This is a genomic window from Fundidesulfovibrio sp. YSD1 (assembly GCF_055397115.1).
Genome location: NZ_AP043666.1, coordinates 994202 through 1011520, shown reverse-complemented (window position 1 = coordinate 1011520; position 17319 = coordinate 994202). Strand labels below are relative to the sequence as shown.

Below are 17319 nucleotides of genomic sequence, written 5' to 3'. Positions count from 1 at the left end.
GGGATGTTCCTACAGGATTTTGCGGGCCATGCCCAGCCAGGTTTCGTACGCGCGCTCGGAGTAGAGCACCATCCAGGCCTCGCGCACCAACCCCTCGGCCAGGCCGCGCCTGAGTTCGCCCAGGGCGATGGGCGCGGCCAGCTCCATGGAGTAGCCGTAGACCCCGCAGCTGATGGCCGGGAAGGCCACGGTTTCGATGGAGTGTTCGCGGCAGAGCGCGAGGCTCGCGCGGTAGGCCCCGGCCAGGGCCTCGGGCTCGCCGTGGCCGCCGCCGCGCCAGATCGGGCCAACCGCGTGGATGATGAACCGCGCGCTCATCTCGAAGCCCGGGGTGATGGCCGCCTGCCCGGCGGGGACCTCCCCGCGCTCGGCGATGATGGCCCGGCAGGCGGGCGGGAGAAGCGGCCCGGCCGCCGCGTGGATGGCACCGTCCACGCCGCTGCCCCCGGCCAGGCGGGAGTTGGCTGCGTTGACCACGGCCTGCGCGGGCCAGGACGCTATGTCGCCCTGGGCCAGGCCCAGCACTCCGGGCGAAGCGTCGAAGCGGATCATGGCCTGAAGGCCCCGGCCCAGTCCTGGTCGATTTCCGGGCCCATGACGGCCACCGAGGCCCTAGCGGGGTCGAGCACCTCGGCGGCCAGGGCGCGCACGTCCTCGAGGGTCACGGCCTCGAAGCTGGCCGCGGTCTCCTCCGGGGCCACGAAGCGCCCGAGGATCAGCTGGTTGCGCGCCAGGCGGGACATGCGGTCCTCGCTGGACTCCAGGGTCAGGTAGAGCACGGAGAGCATGTGGTCGCGGGCGTGCTCCAGCTCCTCGGGGGTCACGTCCCCGCGCGCGATCTTGTGAAGCTCCCCGCGCAGGCAGTCGAGCAGCTCGCCCGTGCGCTCCGGGTCCACGGCGGCGTAGACCTGGAGCACGCCCTGGTCCGTGAGCGAGTTGGCGAAGGAGTAGACGGTGTAGGCCAGGCCCCGGCGCTCGCGCACCTCCTGGAAGAGCCTGGAGGACATGTTCCCGCCCATGATGGCGTTCAGCATGCCCATGGCGAAGCGGCGCGGGTCCGACGCGCCCAGGCCCGGGAAGGCCAGGGCCACGTGGCTCTGCTCGGTGTCGCGCTCCTTGAGGAAGGCCGTGGGCCGGTAGGCCCCGCCGCCGGGTGCGGGCGCGGTCCCGGCGGGGGGCAGCGTTCCGAAGTGTTTGCCCGCCAGGGCCATGAATTCGTCGTGGTCCAGGCTGCCGGCCGCGGAGACGATCATGCTCCCCGGGCGGTAATGCGCCGTGCGCCAGGCGTCGAGCCCGGGCAGGCCGAAGGCGCGCACCGTGGCGGGCGTGCCCAGGATGGAGTGCCCCACCGGGCAGCCCGGCCAGATGGCCCCCCAGAAGGACTCCATCAGGCAATCCTCGGGGTCGTCCTCCACCATGGCGATCTCCTGGAGCACCACGTCCTTCTCGCGGGAGAGGTCGTCGGCCGAGGGGCGCGGGGAGAGCGCGATGTCGGCCAGGATGTCCAGGGCTTCGGGCAGGTGGTTGTCCACCACGCGGGCGTGGAAGCAGGTGTGCTCGCGGCTGGTGTAGGCGTTGGAGTGCCCGCCCAGCAGGTCCAGGGACTTGGCGATGTCCAGGGCGCTTCTGCGCGCAGTGCCCTTGAAGGCCAGGTGCTCCCAGAGGTGCGCCGCGCCTTCCTGGCCCGGGGCCTCGTGGCGCGAGCCGGCCTCGATCCAGATGCCGAAGCTCACGCTGCGCGCTCCGGGAAGGCGTTCGGTGACGATGCGCAGGCCGTTGTCCAGCACGTTCAGCCGGTGGTCGTAGGAGGGGGTCATGCGGTCTCGCGGAAGTATGGCTTGCCCAGGCCCGCCGGGGCGTGCCCCTTGCGGCCCAGGGCGGCGGCCAGGCTCAGGGTGACGATGGTCAGCAGGTAGGGCAGGATGCGCAGCACGTAGAGCGGCACCACATGCATGCTGGTGGCCTGGAAGAAGAACTGCAGGGCCGAGAGCAGCCCGAAGAAGAGCGCCCCGGCCATGGCCGGGACACTCTTCCACCCGGCGAAGATCACGATGGCCACGGCGATCCAGCCCTGCCCGGCCGTGATGCCCTCCTTCCAGCCGGGGGTGAACACCAGCGAGAGGTAGGCCCCGGCCATGCCCGAGAGCACGCCCCCGGCGGCCAGGGCGGCCAGGCGGGTTCGGGCCACGCTCACGCCCATGGCGTCGGCCGCGGCCGGGTTCTCGCCGCAGGCGCGCACCACCAGGCCGAAGCGCGTGCGCGAAAGCAGGAACCACAGGAGGAGCGTCACGCAGAAGCCCGCGTAGACCACGGCGTTCTGCTTGAAGAGCACCGGCCCGAGGAAGGGGATGTCCGCCAGGCCGGGAATGGGCGTCTCCTGCAGGCGCAGGCCGATCTTCCCGATGAGCCCGCGCCCCAGGTAGTTGGAGAGCCCGGTGCCCAGGATGGTCAGGGCGATGCCCGAGAGCAGCTGGTTGGCTCCCAGGCGGATGGCGAAGAAGCCGTGCAGGCAGGCCAGCAGCGCGCCCACGGCCCCGGCAGCCGCGAAGGCGAGCAGGGGGTTCTGGGTCGCGTAGCCCACGTAGAAGCCCGTGAGGGCTCCCATGAGCATCATGCCTTCCTGGCCCAGGTTGATCACGCCGGAGCGCTCCGCCAGCACTTCCCCCTGGGCGGCCAGAAGCACGGCCATGGACGATTTGAGCGTCAGGATGAGCAGAAAGATGAAGTCGTTCATGGAGTTCCCGGTCACTAGCACGGAGGGCCGCGCTTTCCAAGTGCCGGGGCACCCGCGCGGCGCGGATTTCCGGCCGCCCCGCGCGGCGCCCGATTGACTTCGCGGCCCGCTTGTGGCTCATGATCGGGTAATGCCGTCAAACCGCAACGGAGGGACCGACATGACTACATGGATCTGGGTGGCGCGCTGGATCAAGGCGCCGGGCAAGGAGGCAGGGGTGAAGCAGGCGGCCGAGGCCGTCCGCCAGCACTGGCGCGAGGCCGCGCTGGACCAGGGCCTCGACCCGGACAAGAACGTGACCGTGGCCGAAGGGGACAGGGAAATCCGCGTGGGCATCTCCGAGGAGATGGACGAGGAATTCCGGGAGGGGCCCGGCGAGTGGCGCTATTATTGAGGGATCATTCCGTGGGCGTCCGGCCCGGCTCGTCCCGGGCCGCGCCCCGGCCCCGCGCTTCGAGCGCGGCGCGGCGTCCTGCCCGGGCCGCGAGCCTGGCGGATGCGGCCGGGGGCGGGTGATCCGGCGGGAAACAGGCCAGGACGTGCTCCGCCTCCAGGCCCAGCGCGTCCTGCACGCGCGAACCTTGGGCCGCCTCGCACCAGAAGGACGCACAGAGCAGGCCGTCGCCAGGCACGTTGGTCAGGAAACCCGCCTCGCGCACGGTTCCGTCGCGCACGTCCAGGAATATCTCCACGAACTCCCCGCCCGGGCCCTCGGCCCGGCCCGAATGGCGGGCCTCGGCCGGGATGCCCAGGAAGGGAGCGTCGAAGGCGCGGACTTCGAGATCGTAAGCCAGCGTCATTTATGCTCTATCCGCTTGTAATGGGTGAAGTCGAAATCGCGCGGCAGCGCGTCCCCGCGTTTTCGTCGCGAGGCCAGGGCCAGGGCCCACAGCGTCGCGGCCACGCACGCGGCCGCGAACACGAGCCCGGAGAGGATGGGTTCCATGTCCTGCCTCCTTTGTTTTGGGGGGCAGATTACCCGGGGGAATCTTTTCGGCAACCTTGTCGGACTTGTCCGACAGCGGGCCTGGCGGCCTGCTGAAAAATCCGCCGTTGGCGGCGTTGCTTCAAAAAAGCCAAACCCTCGCGTATGTGAAATACGCGCCGGGCTTGGCTTTTTCTTGCGTCTTGCCAGCAGATTTTTGGGGCAGGCCGCTAGAAACCGCCCTTCTCGATGACCCGGCGGATGAACCCGGCCGTGGTGGTCACGCCGAGCTTGCGCATGGCCCTGGCGCGGTAGGTGCTGGCGGTCTTGACGCTGACCCCCATGTCGCGGGCGATGTCAGTGAGCTTCTCGCCCGCGCCCAGCCTGCGGGCCACCTCGCGTTCGCGGTGCGAGAGCGCCGTCCCCTGGGCCCCGGCCTTGCGCCCGGCGGAGACGTCCGCGTCCAGCGACGGGCTCACGTACACGCCGCCGGAGAGCACGGTGGTCAGGGCCTCGGCCATCTCGCCCGGGGCGGAGTTCTTGCCCAGGTACCCGCGCGCGCCGAGGCTCAGGGCCTTGCGGGCGTACTCGGCCTCCTGGTGCATGCTGAGCACGATCACGGGCAGGTCCGGGTGTTCGCGGGTCATGCGCTCCAAAAGGTCCAGGCCGCTGCCGTCGGGCAGGGAGATGTCCAGCACGGCCAGGTCGAAGCCCCGGACCGCCAGGGCTTCGAGCGTGGCGGCCACGCTCGCGGTCTCGGTGAAGGAGCACTCCAGGGGGATGTCCGAGATGATGTCCATGGTGCCGCGCCGGACAACGGCGTGGTCGTCGGCCACGAGGATGTTCATGAAGTCCCTCCCCGGGGCGCCGCGCCGGGCAGCCTGACCAGCACCTCGGTGCCGCCGCCCTTGGCCCGGCGGATGTCCATGCTTCCGCCTGCCGAGCGCACGCGCTCGCGCATGCCGATGATGCCGAAGGAGTCGGGCGAGTCCAGCTCTTCCTGCGTGATGCCCTTGCCGTCGTCGGCCACGCGCATGGCGAATCCGCCGCCCGAAGAACTCAGGCGCACGCTCACGCGCGTGGCCCCGGCGTGCCTGGCCACGTTGGTCAGGGCCTCCTGGAGCACGCGGTAGAGCGCGGTGGCCGCCTCGGGCGAGAGCTTGGGCGCGCGCCCCCGGCGCAGGGAAACGGCTATGCCCGTGCTCTCCTGGAAGGTACGCGCGCCCCAGGCCACGGCCTCGGAAAACCCGAGTTCGTCCAGGATGGGCGGGCGCAGTTCCCGGGTGATGCGCCTGACGCAGGCCAGGGTGTCGGCGGTCAAGGCCTTGAGCGCGGCTATCCGGGCGCTCGCGGCCTCGTCCTTGCCCCAGAGGCCCTTTTCCAGCCGGTAGAGCCCCATGTTCAGGGCGGTGAGGTTCTGGCCGAGCTCGTCGTGGATCTCCCGCGATATGCGCGTACGCTCGCGCTCCACGCTGTCCTGCAGATAGCCCGAGAGCGCCCGGTAGCGCTCGCGGGAGAGCTCCAGCTCCCGGGTGCGCTCACGCACGCGCTCCTCGAGCATCTCGCGGGCCTCGCGCAGGGCGGCCTGGGCCTCCACGCGCTCGGTGACGTCGCGCAGGGAGAGGCGAAGCCCCCGGTAGGACCCGTCCGGGCCGGTGACGCGGGTGGTCTCCTGGGCCAGCCAGATCACCCGGCCGTCGGCGCGCGTGAAGCGGAAATCGATGGACGGCACCGGGGCGCGCGCGCCCAGGCGCATGGCCTCGCTCCAGCGGGGCAGGTCGTCCGGGTGGATGGCCTTGGAGAAAAACGAGGCGTCCTCGCGCACGGCCTGGGGGGAATAGCCAGTGATCCGGCGGCAGGAGGGCGAGACGTAGCCCGCCTGGCCGCCCGGACCCAGCCAGATCTCCCAGTCGTAGGTGAAGTCCGCCACGGTGCGGTAGGTGGTGAGCTCCCCGAGCAGGCGGGCCATGCGGCCGCGCGGGCGAGGGCGGGGGAGCGCGTGCTTGGTGCGGGCCATGGCCCGATCATCGGCCGACGGGGCCTGGAAATCAAGCCCGGAAGGCCCGTCCTAGCGCTTGGAGGAGCGCGTCTGGAGCCACAGGAGGCTAAGGAGCAGCGCGGCCTCGATCACCAGGCTGGCGGCCGAGGGCAGGCGCATGCGCGTCTGGAGGAACTCTCCGCCCACCAGCACGGCCGCGAGGATCATGGCCGCCACCGGGGCCAGGGCGGGGTTGAGCCTGGCCAGGCAGGCCACGATGATGCCGTCGTAGCCGTAGCCCACGGACACGCCCTGCTGAAGCCTGCCGTGGATGGCCGAGACCTCGGCCATGCCCGCGACCCCGGCGATGGCCCCGCTGGCCAGGAGCACCCAGAACCCGCGCCGGGCGGCGTTCATGCCCGCGTAGCCGGCCGCTTTCGGGCCGAGCCCCATGACGGTGAGCTCGAAGCCCCAGCGCGTCCTGGCCAGGGCGAAGGCGAAGACCGCCGCTCCGACGAGCCCGGCGAAAAGCCCCGGGTGCACGCGCGTGCCCCACAGGCGCGGCAGCCTGGCCGCGTCCGCGAAGATGGCCGTGCCCGGGAAGCCGAACCCGGCCGGGTCGCGCCAGGGGCCGAAGTACATGTGCTCCATGAGCGCGATGGCCACGTAGTTGAGCAGGAGCGTGGTGATGATCTCGCTCACGCCCAGGCGCGAGCGCAGCCACGCCGGGCCGGCGGCCCAGGCCGCGCCGCCTGCCGCGCCGCCCAAAAACAGCAGCGGGATCATCGCCACTGGGGAAAGCTCCGGGCCGAACCTGAGGGCCAGGCCCGAGGCGAACACCGCGCCCATGACCAGCTGGCCCTCGCAGCCGATGTTCCACAGGTTCATGCGCGCGGCCAGGATCACGGCCAGGCCCGTGAGCATCAGCGCCGAGGCCTTCACCAGCACCTCGGAGAATCTCCCCCAGGTGCCGAAGGCCCCCTGGAACATCACGGAGTAGGCCTCCAGCGGGTTGGCCCCCATGAGCGCGAAGATCGCCGCGCCGCAAGCCAACGGGATGGCCAGGGCCAGGGCCCAGAGTTTCACCTGCTTCACGCGCGCGCTCATTGCCGCACCCCCGCCATCATCGGGCTTATGCGCGCCACCTGGTCCGGGTCGGTGGCGTCCACGATGCCCAGGATCCGGCCCTCGAACATCACGGCCACGCGGTCGGCCAGGGTCAGGGCCTCGGTCAGGTCGCCGGTGACGATGAGCACGCCCGCGTGTTCGCGCGCTTCCAGCAGGCTCTTCCAGACGTCCTCGGAGGCGCCCACGTCCAGGCCTTGCGTGGGCTGGTGCACAACCAGGGCCTGGGGCCTGCGCGAGAGCTCGCGCGCGAGCAGGAGCTTCTGGAGGTTGCCGCCCGAGAGTTCTCCCGAGGCCTGCTGCGGGCCCTCGGCCTTGATGGCGAAGCGCTCCATGGCCAGGCGGGTGGCGTCGGAGGCGGAGTCCCAGTCCAGCAGGAGGCCCCTGGTGAAGGCCTTCAGGCGGGTGAGCAGGAAATTGTGCGTGAGGGAGAGGTCCGGGACGCTACCCTCGTGGTGGCGGTCCTCCGGCACGTAGGCCAGGGCGTCCTTGGGGGCCTTGGCCCAGGCCGGTCCGGGGTGCTCCCGGCCGCCGAAGCCCACCGTGCCCGAGAAGCAGGGGGCGAGCCCGGCCAGGGCCTCGGTCAGCTCGGTCTGGCCGTTTCCGGCCACGCCCGCAACGGCCAGCACTTCGCCCCGGCGCAGGGTGAAGGTGACGTCGCGGAAGGCGGGACGGGAGGGCGTGCCGCCGCCGGTGAGGTCTTGAGCGCGGAGCACCTCGGGGCCTTGGGCCACCGGGGGCTTGTCGATGGCGAAGATAACCTCGCGCCCGACCATCATCCGGGCCAGGTTGCGCTTGCCCCCGGCCTCGGCGGGCGTGGTGCGGGCCACCAGCCTGCCCTTGCGCAGGATGGAGATGCGGTCGGAGAGATCCAGGGCTTCCTCGAGCTTGTGGGTGATGAACACGATGGTGCGACCCTCGCGCCTGAGCGTTCGCAGCACCTCGCAGAAGCTCTCGATCTCGGTGGGCGCGAGCACGGAGGTGGGCTCGTCGAAGATGAGCACGCGCGCGCCCAGGCGCAGGAGCTTCAGTATCTCCACGCGCTGGCGTTCGCCCATGGAGAGCTCGGACACGCGCTTCTCCGGGCGGGCGCTCAGCCCGAAGCGCCCGGAGAGCTCCATGATGCGTTTCGATTCCCCGGCCAGGTCGAGCATCACTCCGCCTCCGGCGGCCAGGGCCACGTTCTCGGCCACGGTGAAGGCCTCCACCAGCATGAAGCGCTGGTGGACCATGCCCACGCCCCTGGCCAGGGCGTCGGCCGGGGAGGCGAAGCGCACGGCCTTGCCGTCCAGGCGGATCTCGCCGTCGTCGGGGTGGTAGCGGCCCGAGAGGATGGACATGAGCGTGGACTTGCCCGCTCCGTTCTCGCCCAGAAGCGCGTGGATCTCCCCGGCATGGGCCGTGAGGCTCACGCCGTCGTTGGCCAGGGTCTGGCCGAAGCGCTTGGTGATGCCGGAAAGCTCCAGGGCGGCGCTCATTTGGCCTCGCGGAAGACGGGGTCGGGAAGTTTCGCCAGGTAGACCAGGGGCGAGAGCGCCGGGTTGCCTTCCACGGCGGCGCAGGCCATGGCCAGCACCGGCGGGGCGTGGTCCAGGCGGGCGAAGCGGGCGGCCTCGTCCACCAGGGCCATGAGCGCGACCATGGTCGAGCCCGAGGAGACCACGTCGTCCAAGAGGATCACGCCGTCCGCGGCCTCGGTGACGATGGAGAGCGAGCGCTCGTAGAGGGCCAGGAACTTGTCGCCGCTGGTCACGGAGTCCGCGCCCACCTGGATCACCGGTCGGCGCGAGGGCTCCATGTGCGGCTTGATGCGGTTGTGGGCCACGGCGATCTCGTCGAAGCCCAGCTTCTCGGCCACCACCTGGGCCAGCTGGAGGGCCTTCTCGGTGGCGGTGAGGATGGTCACGCGCTTCTTGCCCTTGATCAGCGGGCGCAGCCGTTCGGCCAGCACCGCGCCCATGTCGCGGTTCAGGCGCGTCTGGCCCACCAGGTCCAGGGAGGCGATGCGCGTCTCCCCGCCGTCCGAGGGCAGCCAGACCCACGGCAGCTGGATGGAGTAGTCCAGGCCGTCCACCTCCAGGGTGTACTTCTCGCCGGATTCGCGCACCGGGCGCTCGTAGGACATCGCGACCTCTCGGAAAAAAACCGGGGACGGACCGGTGGCCCGGCCCGTCCCTTGTTGATATGATGAACTATTCAGGCAGCTTGCCGTTGACGCCCTTGAGCAGCCAACGCATGGTGTAGAGTTCCTTCACCGTGGCGCGGGTCCCCTCGGGGATCATCACCTTGCCGTCCTGGGCGGTCATGGGGCCGAGGAAGGAGTTGTCCGTGCCTTTCTTGATCAGCTCGAGCTCGGCCAGCACCTTCTGGCGCACCTCGGCCGGGACCTTCTCGCCGAAGGGCGACAGGGCCAGGGCGTTCTTCTCGAAGCCCCAGTAGAGCTCCTCGGCCTTCCAGGTGCCGTCGAGCTTGGCCTGGACCAGGTCGATGTAGAACGTGCCCCAGTTCCAGATGGTGGAGGCCAGCACGCACTTGGCGCCGAAGGCCGCCGCGTCCGCGCCGTAGCCGATGGCGGGCACGCCCTTGGCGCAGGCGGCCAGGGAGGCGTCCGGGGTGTCGGCCATCTGGCGGATCAGGGTGCAGCCGCGCTGCACAAGGGCCTCGCTCATGGCGGTCTCGCCGATGGGGTCGCGCCAGCTCTTCAGCCAGACCACGGTGTTCACGCTCTCGGGGTTGAACTTGGTCCCGGATTCCTTCAGGCCCTTGATCAGGCCGTGGGTGAAGCCGTTGATGCCGCGGATGGGCTCGGGGATGGGGTTGGTGGCCACGGTGCCCACGTTGGTGAAGCCCATGAGCCCGGCCATGTAGCCCACCAGGTACTCGCCCTGCTCGATGCGGGCCATGTAGTTGCCCATGTTCGGCGCGGTCTTGTAGCCGGAGCAGTGCATGAAGGCGGTCTTGGGGAAGTCCTTGGCCACCTGGAGCATGGGGTCCATGTGCTCGAAGGTGGTGCCGAAGATGATGTCGTAGCCGTCCAGGGCGTACTGGCGGAAGACGCGCTCGGCGTCGGCGGCCGTGACCTTCTCGGTGTAGCTGACCTCTATCTTGTCGCCGAGCTTCTTCTTGAGCGCCTCGATGCCCAGGTAGTGGGCGTGGTTCCAGCCCTGATCGTTGACGGTGTCCAGGAGCGCGAACGCGACCTTGAGTTTCGCGGCGTGGGCGAAGCCGGGCAGGACGGCGAGCACTGCTGCGCAGCAGAGCACGGTGAACGAGCGCCTTAGCATGGAGCCTCCTATGGGAATGTTTCTGATGTGCGGCCGTAGGCGGCCAAAGTGATGCCGCATTTGACCGCGATTGTAAATCATCCCGGGGCGCGTTGGGCGCGGGGCCGCCTCGCGCTTGAACTGCGCGGCGTTTCGGGTGTAGGCATGCCCATGGCCGATGAACCCAAGGACAAGCGGGAGGACGTCTCCGAACTCAAGGAGTTGGTGGCGGACCTGGCCCGCCGCGAGCGCCACTGCCAGATGCTCAGGCGCATGCTCGACGACCTGCGCGAGGAATACCTCTCGCTGGCCGAGTCCGCGCCGGACGCCATCGTCTCCGTGGACGCTGCCGGGCGCATCGTGTTCTGGAACCACGCCAGCCAAGTGCTCTTCGGCTACGAGGCGGCCGAGATCATGGGTCGCCACGTCTCCGTGCTCGTGCCCGAGCGCCTGCGCGACAGCCACGACAGGGGCTTCGCCAAGGCCCTGGACGCGGGCAGGGTGCTCAAGCCGCGAACCCCCACCGAGGCGACCGCCCTGCGCAAGGACGGCGGCGAGGTGCCCATCGAGATCACCCACTCCAGCTGGAAGCGCGGGGCCGAGATCTTCTTCGCGGCCTTCATCCGCGACATTTCCGAGCGCAAGCGCTACGAGAAACTGCGCGAGGACGTGGAGCGCATCATCCGCCACGACCTCAAGTCGCCGCTGCTCGGCATCGTGGGCTTCGCCAAGCTGCTCATGGGCGACAAGGCCCTGCCCGGGAAGCAGAGGGAGTGGGCCAGGCTCATCTACGACTCGGGGATGCAGATGAACCTTCTCCTGGCCAACTCCCAGGCCATGCTGCGCATCCACCAGGGCAACTACAGGCTGAACCCCAGGCCCGTGGACCTCGCGCGGCTGCTGGAGCGACTTGGCAGGCGCTTCGAGCCGGTGATGCGCGGCAAGGGCGTGCGCTACGAGTGCGCCCCGGACGGGGGCGAGCACGTGCACGCCATGGGCGAGGAGGCCTTCCTGGACGACATGTTCTCCAACCTGGTGAAGAACGCGGTGGAGGCCTCGGCCGAGGGCGGCGCCGTGAAGGTGCGGGTCTGGCGCGAGGGCGCGGACGTGCTGGTGGACGTGCACAACTCCGGGGTGATCCCCGAGGAGATCCGGCCGCACTTCTTCAAGCCCTACGTCACCAGCGGCAAGGAGGGCGGCACGGGCCTGGGCGCGCACAGCGCCCTGCTCATCGCCAAGGCCCACGACGGCGACATCTCCTTCACCACCGACGAGCGCGAGGGCACGCACATGCTGATCCGGCTGCCCGGGGCCTCCCCGGACGCGGGGCCGCTGGACTGACGCGCCGCCGGTTCGCGCGGCCTGTTCGAAACCGCGCCTTGCCGGCGAGGATTCCGGGACAGGCCGCTAGCGCTCCAGCACTTCCTCGAAGACCTCTTGAAGGTTGAACTCGTTGTAGTAGCGGCATTCCACGTCGGAGAGAAGCTCCAGCACCTTCTTCGCCTGCTCCGCGCACCCCGGTTCGGGGGCGTCGCGAAAATGCGCGGCCAGGGTGGCGCGCAGGTCGTCGAAGATGTGGGCGGCGGAGGCCTTGACCACTTCCTTGGCCACGAACTGGGCGTACTGCCTGGAGTACGCCTCGCATGCGGTGTTCTTCATCTGTGCGGATCGATGCGTTTGCCCCGCGCGAGCGCGGGCGTGTTTCTCGTTCTCGGACGGGCTAGGCGTATTCCTTGTCCAGGAACCCGGCCTCGTCGACGCAGCCCTTGAGGGGCAGCTTCACCGTGCACACAACCTCGGACCCGGCCTGGGCCAGGCGCACCTGGCCGAAGCACTTGCGCGCCGCCGCCCTGGCGATGGCCAGGCCGAAGCCCGTGCCCATGGGCTTGGAGGAGTTGAACGGCAGGAAAAGGTGCTCCACGTCCTGGCCCCGGGGCAGCTCCCCGCTGTTTCGCACCTGTACGTCCAGGTGCGTGGGCGAGGACCCGTCCTGCCGGGAGCTCAGCGTGAGGACGGCCCCGTCCGAGGAGCCGCAGGCTTCCAGCGCGTTGACCAGCACCTCCTTGAATATCTCCTTGAGCAGCGACGGGTCGGCCTCCACCTCGGGGTGCCCCGGGTCCAGGGCGAGGGCGGGGGTCAGGCCCTCGGGCCAGTTGGGGCCTCCCTTGAGCCCCTCCAGGGTCTGGCCCAGGAAGGCGGCCAGGTCCACCGGCTCGAACACGGGCTCGGCGTTCTGCACGGAGTTGAACGTGGAGATGTCTCTCGTCATGCGCTCCAGGCGCAGGGCCTCGTCCAGGATCACCTGGGCCATGCCGCGCACCTCCTGCCCGCCCGAGCGCATGATGCGCATGGCCGTGCCGCCGATGACGGTCAGGGGGTTTCGCGTCTGGTGGAAGATGCCCTGCAGAAGCGGCTCAGCGCACCGGGCCAGGTAGGAAGCGTGGCCCTTGGCGCGCACCATCAGGCACAGGTCCAGGAGGATGTTCACCGCCGAGATCACCTGGCCGCGCTGGTCCGGGGGCACGGTCTCGCGCACGGTCTTGACGAAGAGCTGGCGGCACTTGATCTCGCCAAGCATCACGTACTGCAGGTCGATGCCCGCCCGGGCCGAGTTGACCCCCTGGGTCCAGAGCTCGCGCAGGAAGCTCCCGTCCCACGGCCTGGTCCAGAGGGTGGAGTACCAATTGGTCCAGAACTTCCCGTAGGCGTACTCCTCGAAGTCCATGGTCAGCTCGAGCCTGGCGCGCGGGGCGGCCTTGCGCATGAGCGCGTCCAGGTACTTGCCCGCCTTGCGGCTGCGCTGGGCCAGGCTGGCGGCGTAGGGGCGCAGGGCGGCCATCTTGGCCTCGTCCAGGCCGATTTCCTTGCGGAAGTATTCCAGGCGCTTGAGCGGGATTTCCTTGGTCACGGCGACCTCCGGGAGGGGCGGGCGCGCGGGGCGCCGGGAGGGGCGGGCGTGGCGGTCATGGCTTCATGAAAACACATTCGCGTGCTTCATGAAAGCCTCAAATCAACCGTCGGCCTTGAGGGACTGGCCGGCGGCGAAGCCCGAGGCCCAGGCCCAGTGGAGGTTGTAGCCCCCCAGCTGGCCCGTGACGTCGACCACTTCGCCGATGAAGTAGAGCCCGGGGCAGGTCAGGCATTCCATGGTTTTGGAGGAGATGGCCTTGGTGTCCACGCCTCCGGAGGTGACCTCGGCCTTCTTGTACCCGGCCAGCTCCTTGGGGACCATCTCCCAGCCGCGCACGCGCTTGACGAGCCAGGCGGCCTCCTCCTTGCGCAGCTGGGCCACTGGCTTGGCCCCGAGCTCCGGCGGGATGAGCGCGGAGGCGAGCCTCGCGGGCAGGATGCGCCCGAGCAGCGTCTTCACCTGGGACTTGGTGCCCTTGGCCTTGCGCAGGGTGTCCTCGAGCCTGTTCTTCGGGTCGAGGTCCACGCTCACGGGCTTGCCCGGCTTCCAGTAGGTGGAGATCTGGAGCACCGCCGGGCCGGAGAGGCCCTTGTGGGTGAAGAGCAGGTCGTCCTCGAAGGAGGCCCCGCCGAACTGGATGCGCACGGGCAGCGAAATGCCCGAGAGCGAGGACATCTGCCAGCCCGGACCCGCGTTCAGCGGGGTGAGCGCGGGCTTGGGCTCGATGAGCTCCAGCCCGAAGGTCTCGGCCACGCCGTAGCCGAAGCACGAGGAGCCCACCTGCGGCCAGGCCAGGCCTCCGGCGGCCACCACCAGCTGCCTGCCGGGCACGGTGCCGCCGGGGTAGGAGACGCGGAAGGCGTCGGTGCGCTCGATGTTGTTGATGCGCACGCCCAGGTAGAAGTTCACGCCCGCTTCGCGGCAGAGCCGCTCCAGGAGTTCCGCCACGCGGACCGCGCCCTCGCGGCAGAAGAGCTGCCCGTGGCGCTCCTCGACGCTCGAGAGCCCGTGGCGTTCGAGGAGCTCCTTGAAGGCGAGGGGGCCGAAGCGGTTCAGGGCCGAGTGCACGAAGTGCGGGTTGGCGCTGACGTAGTTCTCCGGGCCGACGCTCACGTTGCCGAAGTTGCAGCGCCCTCCGCCCGTGACCTTGAGCTTCTTGCCGGTCTGGGCGTTGTGGTCGAACACGGCCACGGTGAGGCCCCTGCGGGCTGCGGTCAGGGCGCAGAAGAGCCCGGAGGCTCCCGCGCCTATGATGACGACGTCGTACCCAAGCATGGGGGCCTCATACGCAAACAACGCCCCGGGGGCAAGAATCCATTGCGCTATTGACCGTTTCCGGCCGGGTCGGGCGCGGTTACAAATCCATCTCCAGGCCCACCGGGCAGTGGTCCGAGCCCATCACGTCGGAGGCGATCCAGGCCCGCTTCACCTTGGGGCGAAGCTCCTCGGAGACGAAGAAGTAGTCGATGCGCCAGCCCACGTTGCGGCTGCGCGCCTGGAAGCGGTAGTCCCACCAGGTGTAGTGCCCGCCCTCCTGGGTGAACATGCGGAAGGTGTCCACGTAGCCAGCGGCCACGAGGCGGTCCATCCAGGCCCGTTCCTCGGGCAGGAAGCCCGAGGTCTTCTCGTTGGACTTGGCGTTCTTGATGTCCAGCTCCGTGTGCGCGGTGTTCACGTCCCCGCAGAAGATGATGGGCTTGCCCTTCCTGAGTTCCTGCGCGTGGGCGAGGAACGCGTCGTAGAAGGCCATCTTGTAGGTCAGCCTGTCCGAGCCCATCTGGCCGTTGGGGAAGTAGACCGTGAAGTAGTGGAAGGCCTCGTACTCCAGGTGCAAAAGCCTACCCTCGCCCTGGAAGGCCGGATCGGGCAGCTCGGCGTTCACGGCCAGGGGGTCGGCCTTGTAGTAGACGCCCACGCCCGAGTAGCCTTTCTTGACGCTGCTCGAACAGAACACGGCCTTGTAGCCCGGGGCCCGGGTGAAGCCGTCCTCGTGGTCCTTCTGGAGCTTGGTCTCCTGGATGCCCGCCACGTCCGCCCCGGAGGCCGCCAGCCACTCGGGAAAACCCTTGCCCGCGCATGCGCGCAGTCCGTTGACGTTCCACGAATAGAAGATCACAGGCCGGCCTCCCGGATGTTTTTCAGCTCGGCCCGAAGGGCGCGGCCGTCGTAGTCCATGCGCACGTAGCCCCCGGCGGCAAGCTCCCCGGGGTTTATGACCACCGTCGGGCCGATTCGGTCCACGCTTCTCGCCTCGTGGATGTGGCCCGTGATGCAGAGCGCGGGCTTCGCCTTCTCGATGAACTCCCGCACCGCGCGCGAGCCCACGTGCGCGCCCGAGCCGAGCATGTCCGCCCTGGTGCCCTGGGGCGGCGTGTGCGACACGAGCACAAGCGTGTCGAAGCCGGAGGCCTGCGCGTAGGCGGCCTCCAGCCACTGCCCGATCTGCTCGTCCGCGGCTTCGCTCGGCGTGCCGAAGGGCGTGGGCGTGGACCACCCGGCGGCCACGAGCCCGAGCCCGGGGGCGAGCTCCACGGCCCTGGCGTGGATGCCGTAGCCCTTCTCGTCGAGCCAGGCCTGCACGGGCAAGAAGTCCATGTTGCCGATCTGGGCCAGCACGCGGGGGTTGCGCCGGGCCACCGCCTCCACCACCGCGCCCGCCTCGCGCACGCCGCCCTTGACGGTCAGGTCGCCGGTGAGGATCACGGCCCGGGCCTTTTCCAGGTCCGGGATGCGCGCCAGGTTGGCGGTGTGGCCGTGTATGTCGCCGAAGGCGATCCAGAAAAGCTCGCCTGATGCCATCTTGGTCCTCGCTGCAAAGCTGCTTTTCCGCCGGAAGGTTGCATGATATCATCAAAATCCATGCCCCTCAACGCAAGCCCCCAGGGCCTTGGAAAGGCCGAGTTGAGAAGAGCCGTGCTGGCCAGGCGCGCGGCGCTTCCGCCCGGCGAGGTGCGCGAGGCGAGCCTTCGCGCCTGCGCCCTCGTTCAGTCGCTCGAACCCTGGCGGCAGGCCGACGAGGTGCTGGTCTACTTCGCCTTCCGGGGCGAGCTGGACCCGGCCCCGCTGCTTCAGGGGCTGTGGCGGCGCGGCGTGCGCGTGCTGGCCCCGCGCTGCCGCCCGGGCGAGGCCGGGATGCTGGACGTGGCCTGCGTCACCTGCCTGGAGGAGATGGCCCCCGGAGCCTACGGCATCCTGGAGCCGCACCCGGAGCGCTGTCCGGCGCTAAAGGACCACGCGCCCGGCGCGGCATTGATCCCGGCCGTGGCCTTCGACGCGCGCGGAGCGCGCCTTGGCTTCGGCCAGGGCTACTACGACAGGCTCCTGGCCGGTCCGGGGTTCGCGCGCACCTACCTTATAGGATTGGCCCACCCTTTCCAGGTGGTGGACACGCTGCCCGTGGAACCCTGGGACAGGCCCGTGCACGCCGTGGTCACCCCGGACGGGGTCATCAAGGCGGGGGAGTGACGAAGGGGGGGGAAGCCTCCGGCGGCCAAAGGGCTCCCGCCCCTTGGAATCCCTACGGAGGATGGAGCCCGCAACTTCTGGACATGGGAAGATTCATGAGCCCGACAGTGATTCCGTTCTGTTTTCCCGGCGTGCCCGGGGTGCGCGCCGCCTTCACCACGGCCCAGTCCGGCCCGGAACGCGGCAACATCGCGTTGGGCACGGCCCGCGACCCGCAGGCCGTGGCCGCCAACAGGCAGGCCCTCAAGGACGCCCTGGGCTTTTCCGGCTGGTGCTCGCTCAAACAGGTGCACGGGGCGGACATGGCCTTCGAGCCCGACCCCGTGGCCCTGGACGCGTCCTCCGTGCTGGTGGCGGACGGCTCGGCCACCAGCGCGCCCGGCATGGCCCTGGTGGTCAAGACCGCCGACTGCCAGCCCATCCTCCTGGCCCACGAGGGCGCGCGCCACGTGGCCGCGCTGCACGTGGGCTGGCGCGGCAACGTGATCGGATTCCCGCAGTCGGGCGTGCGGGACTTCTGCGCCCGCTACGGCCTGGACCCGGCGGAGCTGTGGGCCGTGCGCGGCCCGAGCCTGGGTCCGGCGGCCAGCGAGTTCACCAACTTCGAGGCCGAGTTCGGAGCGGACTTCCGGGAATTCTTCGACCCGGCCACGGGCACCGTGGACCTCTGGCGGCTCACGCGCCGCCAACTGGCCGAGGCCGGGATAAGGCCCGAGCGCATCCTGGGCATCGACCTGTGCACGCGCTCGCTTCGGGAGTTCCACTCCTACAGGCGCGACAGGGGAGCCTCGGGCAGGCAGGCCAGCCTGGTCTGGATCGAGGAGGGGCGGTGACGGCCCTCCCGCGAGCGGTCAATCGGCCGCGTCACCGGACTTTCGCTTGCCAGGGGGGCTTGCGGGCCTTATGGAGTGGCCTCCA

Annotated in this window: 20 protein-coding genes; 4 read left to right on the top strand and 16 right to left on the bottom strand. The window is 69.8% G+C overall.

Features of this window, described 5'->3' with window-relative positions; genetic code table 11:
- Window positions 1-9: 9 nt before the first annotated feature.
- The 3 genes from ACZ5V4_RS04825 to ACZ5V4_RS04815 are packed head-to-tail and all read right to left on the bottom strand — an operon-like array spanning window position 10 to window position 2734.
- Window positions 10-552, bottom strand: a complete 543-nt coding sequence (locus ACZ5V4_RS04825; RefSeq protein WP_464317038.1) for a macro domain-containing protein — start codon at window positions 550-552, stop codon at window positions 10-12.
- Entirely contained in the window at window positions 549-1817 is a 1269-nt protein-coding gene (locus tag ACZ5V4_RS04820) for a M16 family metallopeptidase (RefSeq protein ID WP_464317037.1), read from the bottom strand. The genes ACZ5V4_RS04825 and ACZ5V4_RS04820 overlap by 4 nt, the downstream gene beginning before the upstream one ends.
- Entirely contained in the window at window positions 1814-2734 is a 921-nt protein-coding gene (locus ACZ5V4_RS04815) for an ABC transporter permease (RefSeq protein WP_464317036.1), read from the bottom strand. Before ACZ5V4_RS04815 ends, ACZ5V4_RS04820 begins: the two co-directional genes overlap by 4 nt.
- Before the next feature lie 160 nt (window positions 2735-2894).
- On the opposite strand from ACZ5V4_RS04815, the gene ACZ5V4_RS04810 reads away from it, so the two are divergent.
- Window positions 2895-3128, top strand: coding sequence for a hypothetical protein (locus ACZ5V4_RS04810; RefSeq protein ID WP_464317035.1), 234 nt, complete (start codon window positions 2895-2897; stop codon window positions 3126-3128).
- Window positions 3129-3132: 4 nt separating this feature from the next.
- Here the strand turns inward: ACZ5V4_RS04810 and ACZ5V4_RS04805 are convergent, their stop codons facing one another.
- The 8 genes from ACZ5V4_RS04805 to ACZ5V4_RS04770 all read right to left on the bottom strand — a co-directional run bounded on the left by ACZ5V4_RS04805 (window position 3133) and on the right by ACZ5V4_RS04770 (window position 10046).
- The gene (locus ACZ5V4_RS04805; protein ID WP_464317034.1) at window positions 3133-3534 is read right to left on the bottom strand and encodes a hypothetical protein; all 402 of its coding nucleotides are present in this window, start codon (window positions 3532-3534) and stop codon (window positions 3133-3135) included.
- On the bottom strand, window positions 3531-3680 hold the full coding sequence (locus ACZ5V4_RS04800) for a hypothetical protein (RefSeq protein ID WP_464317033.1): 150 nt from the start codon (window positions 3678-3680) through the stop codon (window positions 3531-3533). Before ACZ5V4_RS04800 ends, ACZ5V4_RS04805 begins: the two co-directional genes overlap by 4 nt.
- 209 nt (window positions 3681-3889) lie before the next feature.
- Entirely contained in the window at window positions 3890-4507 is a 618-nt protein-coding gene (locus ACZ5V4_RS04795) for a response regulator (RefSeq protein WP_464317032.1), read from the bottom strand.
- Window positions 4504-5676 (bottom strand): PAS domain-containing sensor histidine kinase, encoded by a 1173-nt coding sequence (locus ACZ5V4_RS04790; protein WP_464317031.1) that lies wholly within the window; start codon window positions 5674-5676, stop codon window positions 4504-4506. The genes ACZ5V4_RS04795 and ACZ5V4_RS04790 overlap by 4 nt, the downstream gene beginning before the upstream one ends.
- A gap of 51 nt (window positions 5677-5727) precedes the next feature.
- Entirely contained in the window at window positions 5728-6744 is a 1017-nt protein-coding gene (locus ACZ5V4_RS04785) for an ABC transporter permease (RefSeq protein WP_464317030.1), read from the bottom strand.
- Window positions 6741-8240, bottom strand: coding sequence for an ABC transporter ATP-binding protein (locus ACZ5V4_RS04780; protein ID WP_464317029.1), 1500 nt, complete (start codon window positions 8238-8240; stop codon window positions 6741-6743). The genes ACZ5V4_RS04785 and ACZ5V4_RS04780 overlap by 4 nt, the downstream gene beginning before the upstream one ends.
- The gene (locus tag ACZ5V4_RS04775; protein WP_464317028.1) at window positions 8237-8887 is read right to left on the bottom strand and encodes a type I phosphoribosyltransferase; all 651 of its coding nucleotides are present in this window, start codon (window positions 8885-8887) and stop codon (window positions 8237-8239) included. Before ACZ5V4_RS04775 ends, ACZ5V4_RS04780 begins: the two co-directional genes overlap by 4 nt.
- Window positions 8888-8954: 67 nt before the next feature.
- Complete coding sequence (locus ACZ5V4_RS04770; protein ID WP_464317027.1) at window positions 8955-10046, bottom strand: BMP family ABC transporter substrate-binding protein; 1092 nt, start codon at window positions 10044-10046, stop codon at window positions 8955-8957.
- Window positions 10047-10196: 150 nt separating this feature from the next.
- On the opposite strand from ACZ5V4_RS04770, the gene ACZ5V4_RS04765 reads away from it, so the two are divergent.
- A complete protein-coding gene (locus ACZ5V4_RS04765) occupies window positions 10197-11366 on the top strand; it encodes a two-component system sensor histidine kinase NtrB (protein ID WP_464317026.1) in 1170 nt (389 codons plus the stop codon).
- 66 nt (window positions 11367-11432) lie between these two features.
- Here ACZ5V4_RS04765 and ACZ5V4_RS04760 read toward each other — a convergent pair whose 3' ends face one another.
- The 5 genes from ACZ5V4_RS04760 to ACZ5V4_RS04740 form a co-directional block, all read right to left on the bottom strand.
- Entirely contained in the window at window positions 11433-11684 is a 252-nt protein-coding gene (locus ACZ5V4_RS04760; RefSeq protein WP_464317025.1) for a hypothetical protein, read from the bottom strand.
- A gap of 61 nt (window positions 11685-11745) precedes the next feature.
- Window positions 11746-12933: a sensor histidine kinase gene (locus ACZ5V4_RS04755; RefSeq protein ID WP_464317024.1), complete on the bottom strand. Its 1188-nt coding sequence runs from the start codon at window positions 12931-12933 to the stop codon at window positions 11746-11748.
- 102 nt (window positions 12934-13035) lie between these two features.
- Window positions 13036-14211, bottom strand: a complete 1176-nt coding sequence (locus ACZ5V4_RS04750) for a BaiN/RdsA family NAD(P)/FAD-dependent oxidoreductase (RefSeq protein WP_464317023.1) — start codon at window positions 14209-14211, stop codon at window positions 13036-13038.
- Between the two features lie 79 nt (window positions 14212-14290).
- Window positions 14291-15052: an exodeoxyribonuclease III gene (locus ACZ5V4_RS04745; protein ID WP_464317022.1), complete on the bottom strand. Its 762-nt coding sequence runs from the start codon at window positions 15050-15052 to the stop codon at window positions 14291-14293.
- The gene (locus ACZ5V4_RS04740; protein WP_464317021.1) at window positions 15049-15735 is read right to left on the bottom strand and encodes a metallophosphoesterase; all 687 of its coding nucleotides are present in this window, start codon (window positions 15733-15735) and stop codon (window positions 15049-15051) included. The genes ACZ5V4_RS04745 and ACZ5V4_RS04740 overlap by 4 nt, the downstream gene beginning before the upstream one ends.
- 42 nt (window positions 15736-15777) lie before the next feature.
- On the opposite strand from ACZ5V4_RS04740, the gene ACZ5V4_RS04735 reads away from it, so the two are divergent.
- Window positions 15778-16401, top strand: coding sequence for a 5-formyltetrahydrofolate cyclo-ligase (locus ACZ5V4_RS04735; protein WP_464317020.1), 624 nt, complete (start codon window positions 15778-15780; stop codon window positions 16399-16401).
- Window positions 16402-16496: 95 nt separating this feature from the next.
- Window positions 16497-17234, top strand: a complete 738-nt coding sequence (locus tag ACZ5V4_RS04730; protein WP_464317019.1) for a purine nucleoside phosphorylase YfiH/LACC1 family protein — start codon at window positions 16497-16499, stop codon at window positions 17232-17234.
- The last annotated feature ends 85 nt before the right edge of the window (window positions 17235-17319 follow it).

Coding starts and splice junctions, on each gene's coding strand:
- ACZ5V4_RS04825 (WP_464317038.1), bottom strand. CDS start 552: ATGATCCGCTTCGACGCTTCGCCCGGAGTGCTGGGCCTGGCCCAGGGC.
- ACZ5V4_RS04820 (WP_464317037.1), bottom strand. CDS start 1,817: ATGACCCCCTCCTACGACCACCGGCTGAACGTGCTGGACAACGGCCTG.
- ACZ5V4_RS04815 (WP_464317036.1), bottom strand. CDS start 2,734: ATGAACGACTTCATCTTTCTGCTCATCCTGACGCTCAAATCGTCCATG.
- ACZ5V4_RS04810 (WP_464317035.1), top strand. CDS start 2,895: ATGACTACATGGATCTGGGTGGCGCGCTGGATCAAGGCGCCGGGCAAG.
- ACZ5V4_RS04805 (WP_464317034.1), bottom strand. CDS start 3,534: ATGACGCTGGCTTACGATCTCGAAGTCCGCGCCTTCGACGCTCCCTTC.
- ACZ5V4_RS04800 (WP_464317033.1), bottom strand. CDS start 3,680: ATGGAACCCATCCTCTCCGGGCTCGTGTTCGCGGCCGCGTGCGTGGCC.
- ACZ5V4_RS04795 (WP_464317032.1), bottom strand. CDS start 4,507: ATGAACATCCTCGTGGCCGACGACCACGCCGTTGTCCGGCGCGGCACC.
- ACZ5V4_RS04790 (WP_464317031.1), bottom strand. CDS start 5,676: ATGGCCCGCACCAAGCACGCGCTCCCCCGCCCTCGCCCGCGCGGCCGC.
- ACZ5V4_RS04785 (WP_464317030.1), bottom strand. CDS start 6,744: ATGAGCGCGCGCGTGAAGCAGGTGAAACTCTGGGCCCTGGCCCTGGCC.
- ACZ5V4_RS04780 (WP_464317029.1), bottom strand. CDS start 8,240: ATGAGCGCCGCCCTGGAGCTTTCCGGCATCACCAAGCGCTTCGGCCAG.
- ACZ5V4_RS04775 (WP_464317028.1), bottom strand. CDS start 8,887: ATGTCCTACGAGCGCCCGGTGCGCGAATCCGGCGAGAAGTACACCCTG.
- ACZ5V4_RS04770 (WP_464317027.1), bottom strand. CDS start 10,046: ATGCTAAGGCGCTCGTTCACCGTGCTCTGCTGCGCAGCAGTGCTCGCC.
- ACZ5V4_RS04765 (WP_464317026.1), top strand. CDS start 10,197: ATGGCCGATGAACCCAAGGACAAGCGGGAGGACGTCTCCGAACTCAAG.
- ACZ5V4_RS04760 (WP_464317025.1), bottom strand. CDS start 11,684: ATGAAGAACACCGCATGCGAGGCGTACTCCAGGCAGTACGCCCAGTTC.
- ACZ5V4_RS04750 (WP_464317023.1), bottom strand. CDS start 14,211: ATGCTTGGGTACGACGTCGTCATCATAGGCGCGGGAGCCTCCGGGCTC.
- ACZ5V4_RS04740 (WP_464317021.1), bottom strand. CDS start 15,735: ATGGCATCAGGCGAGCTTTTCTGGATCGCCTTCGGCGACATACACGGC.
- ACZ5V4_RS04735 (WP_464317020.1), top strand. CDS start 15,778: ATGATATCATCAAAATCCATGCCCCTCAACGCAAGCCCCCAGGGCCTT.
- ACZ5V4_RS04730 (WP_464317019.1), top strand. CDS start 16,497: ATGAGCCCGACAGTGATTCCGTTCTGTTTTCCCGGCGTGCCCGGGGTG.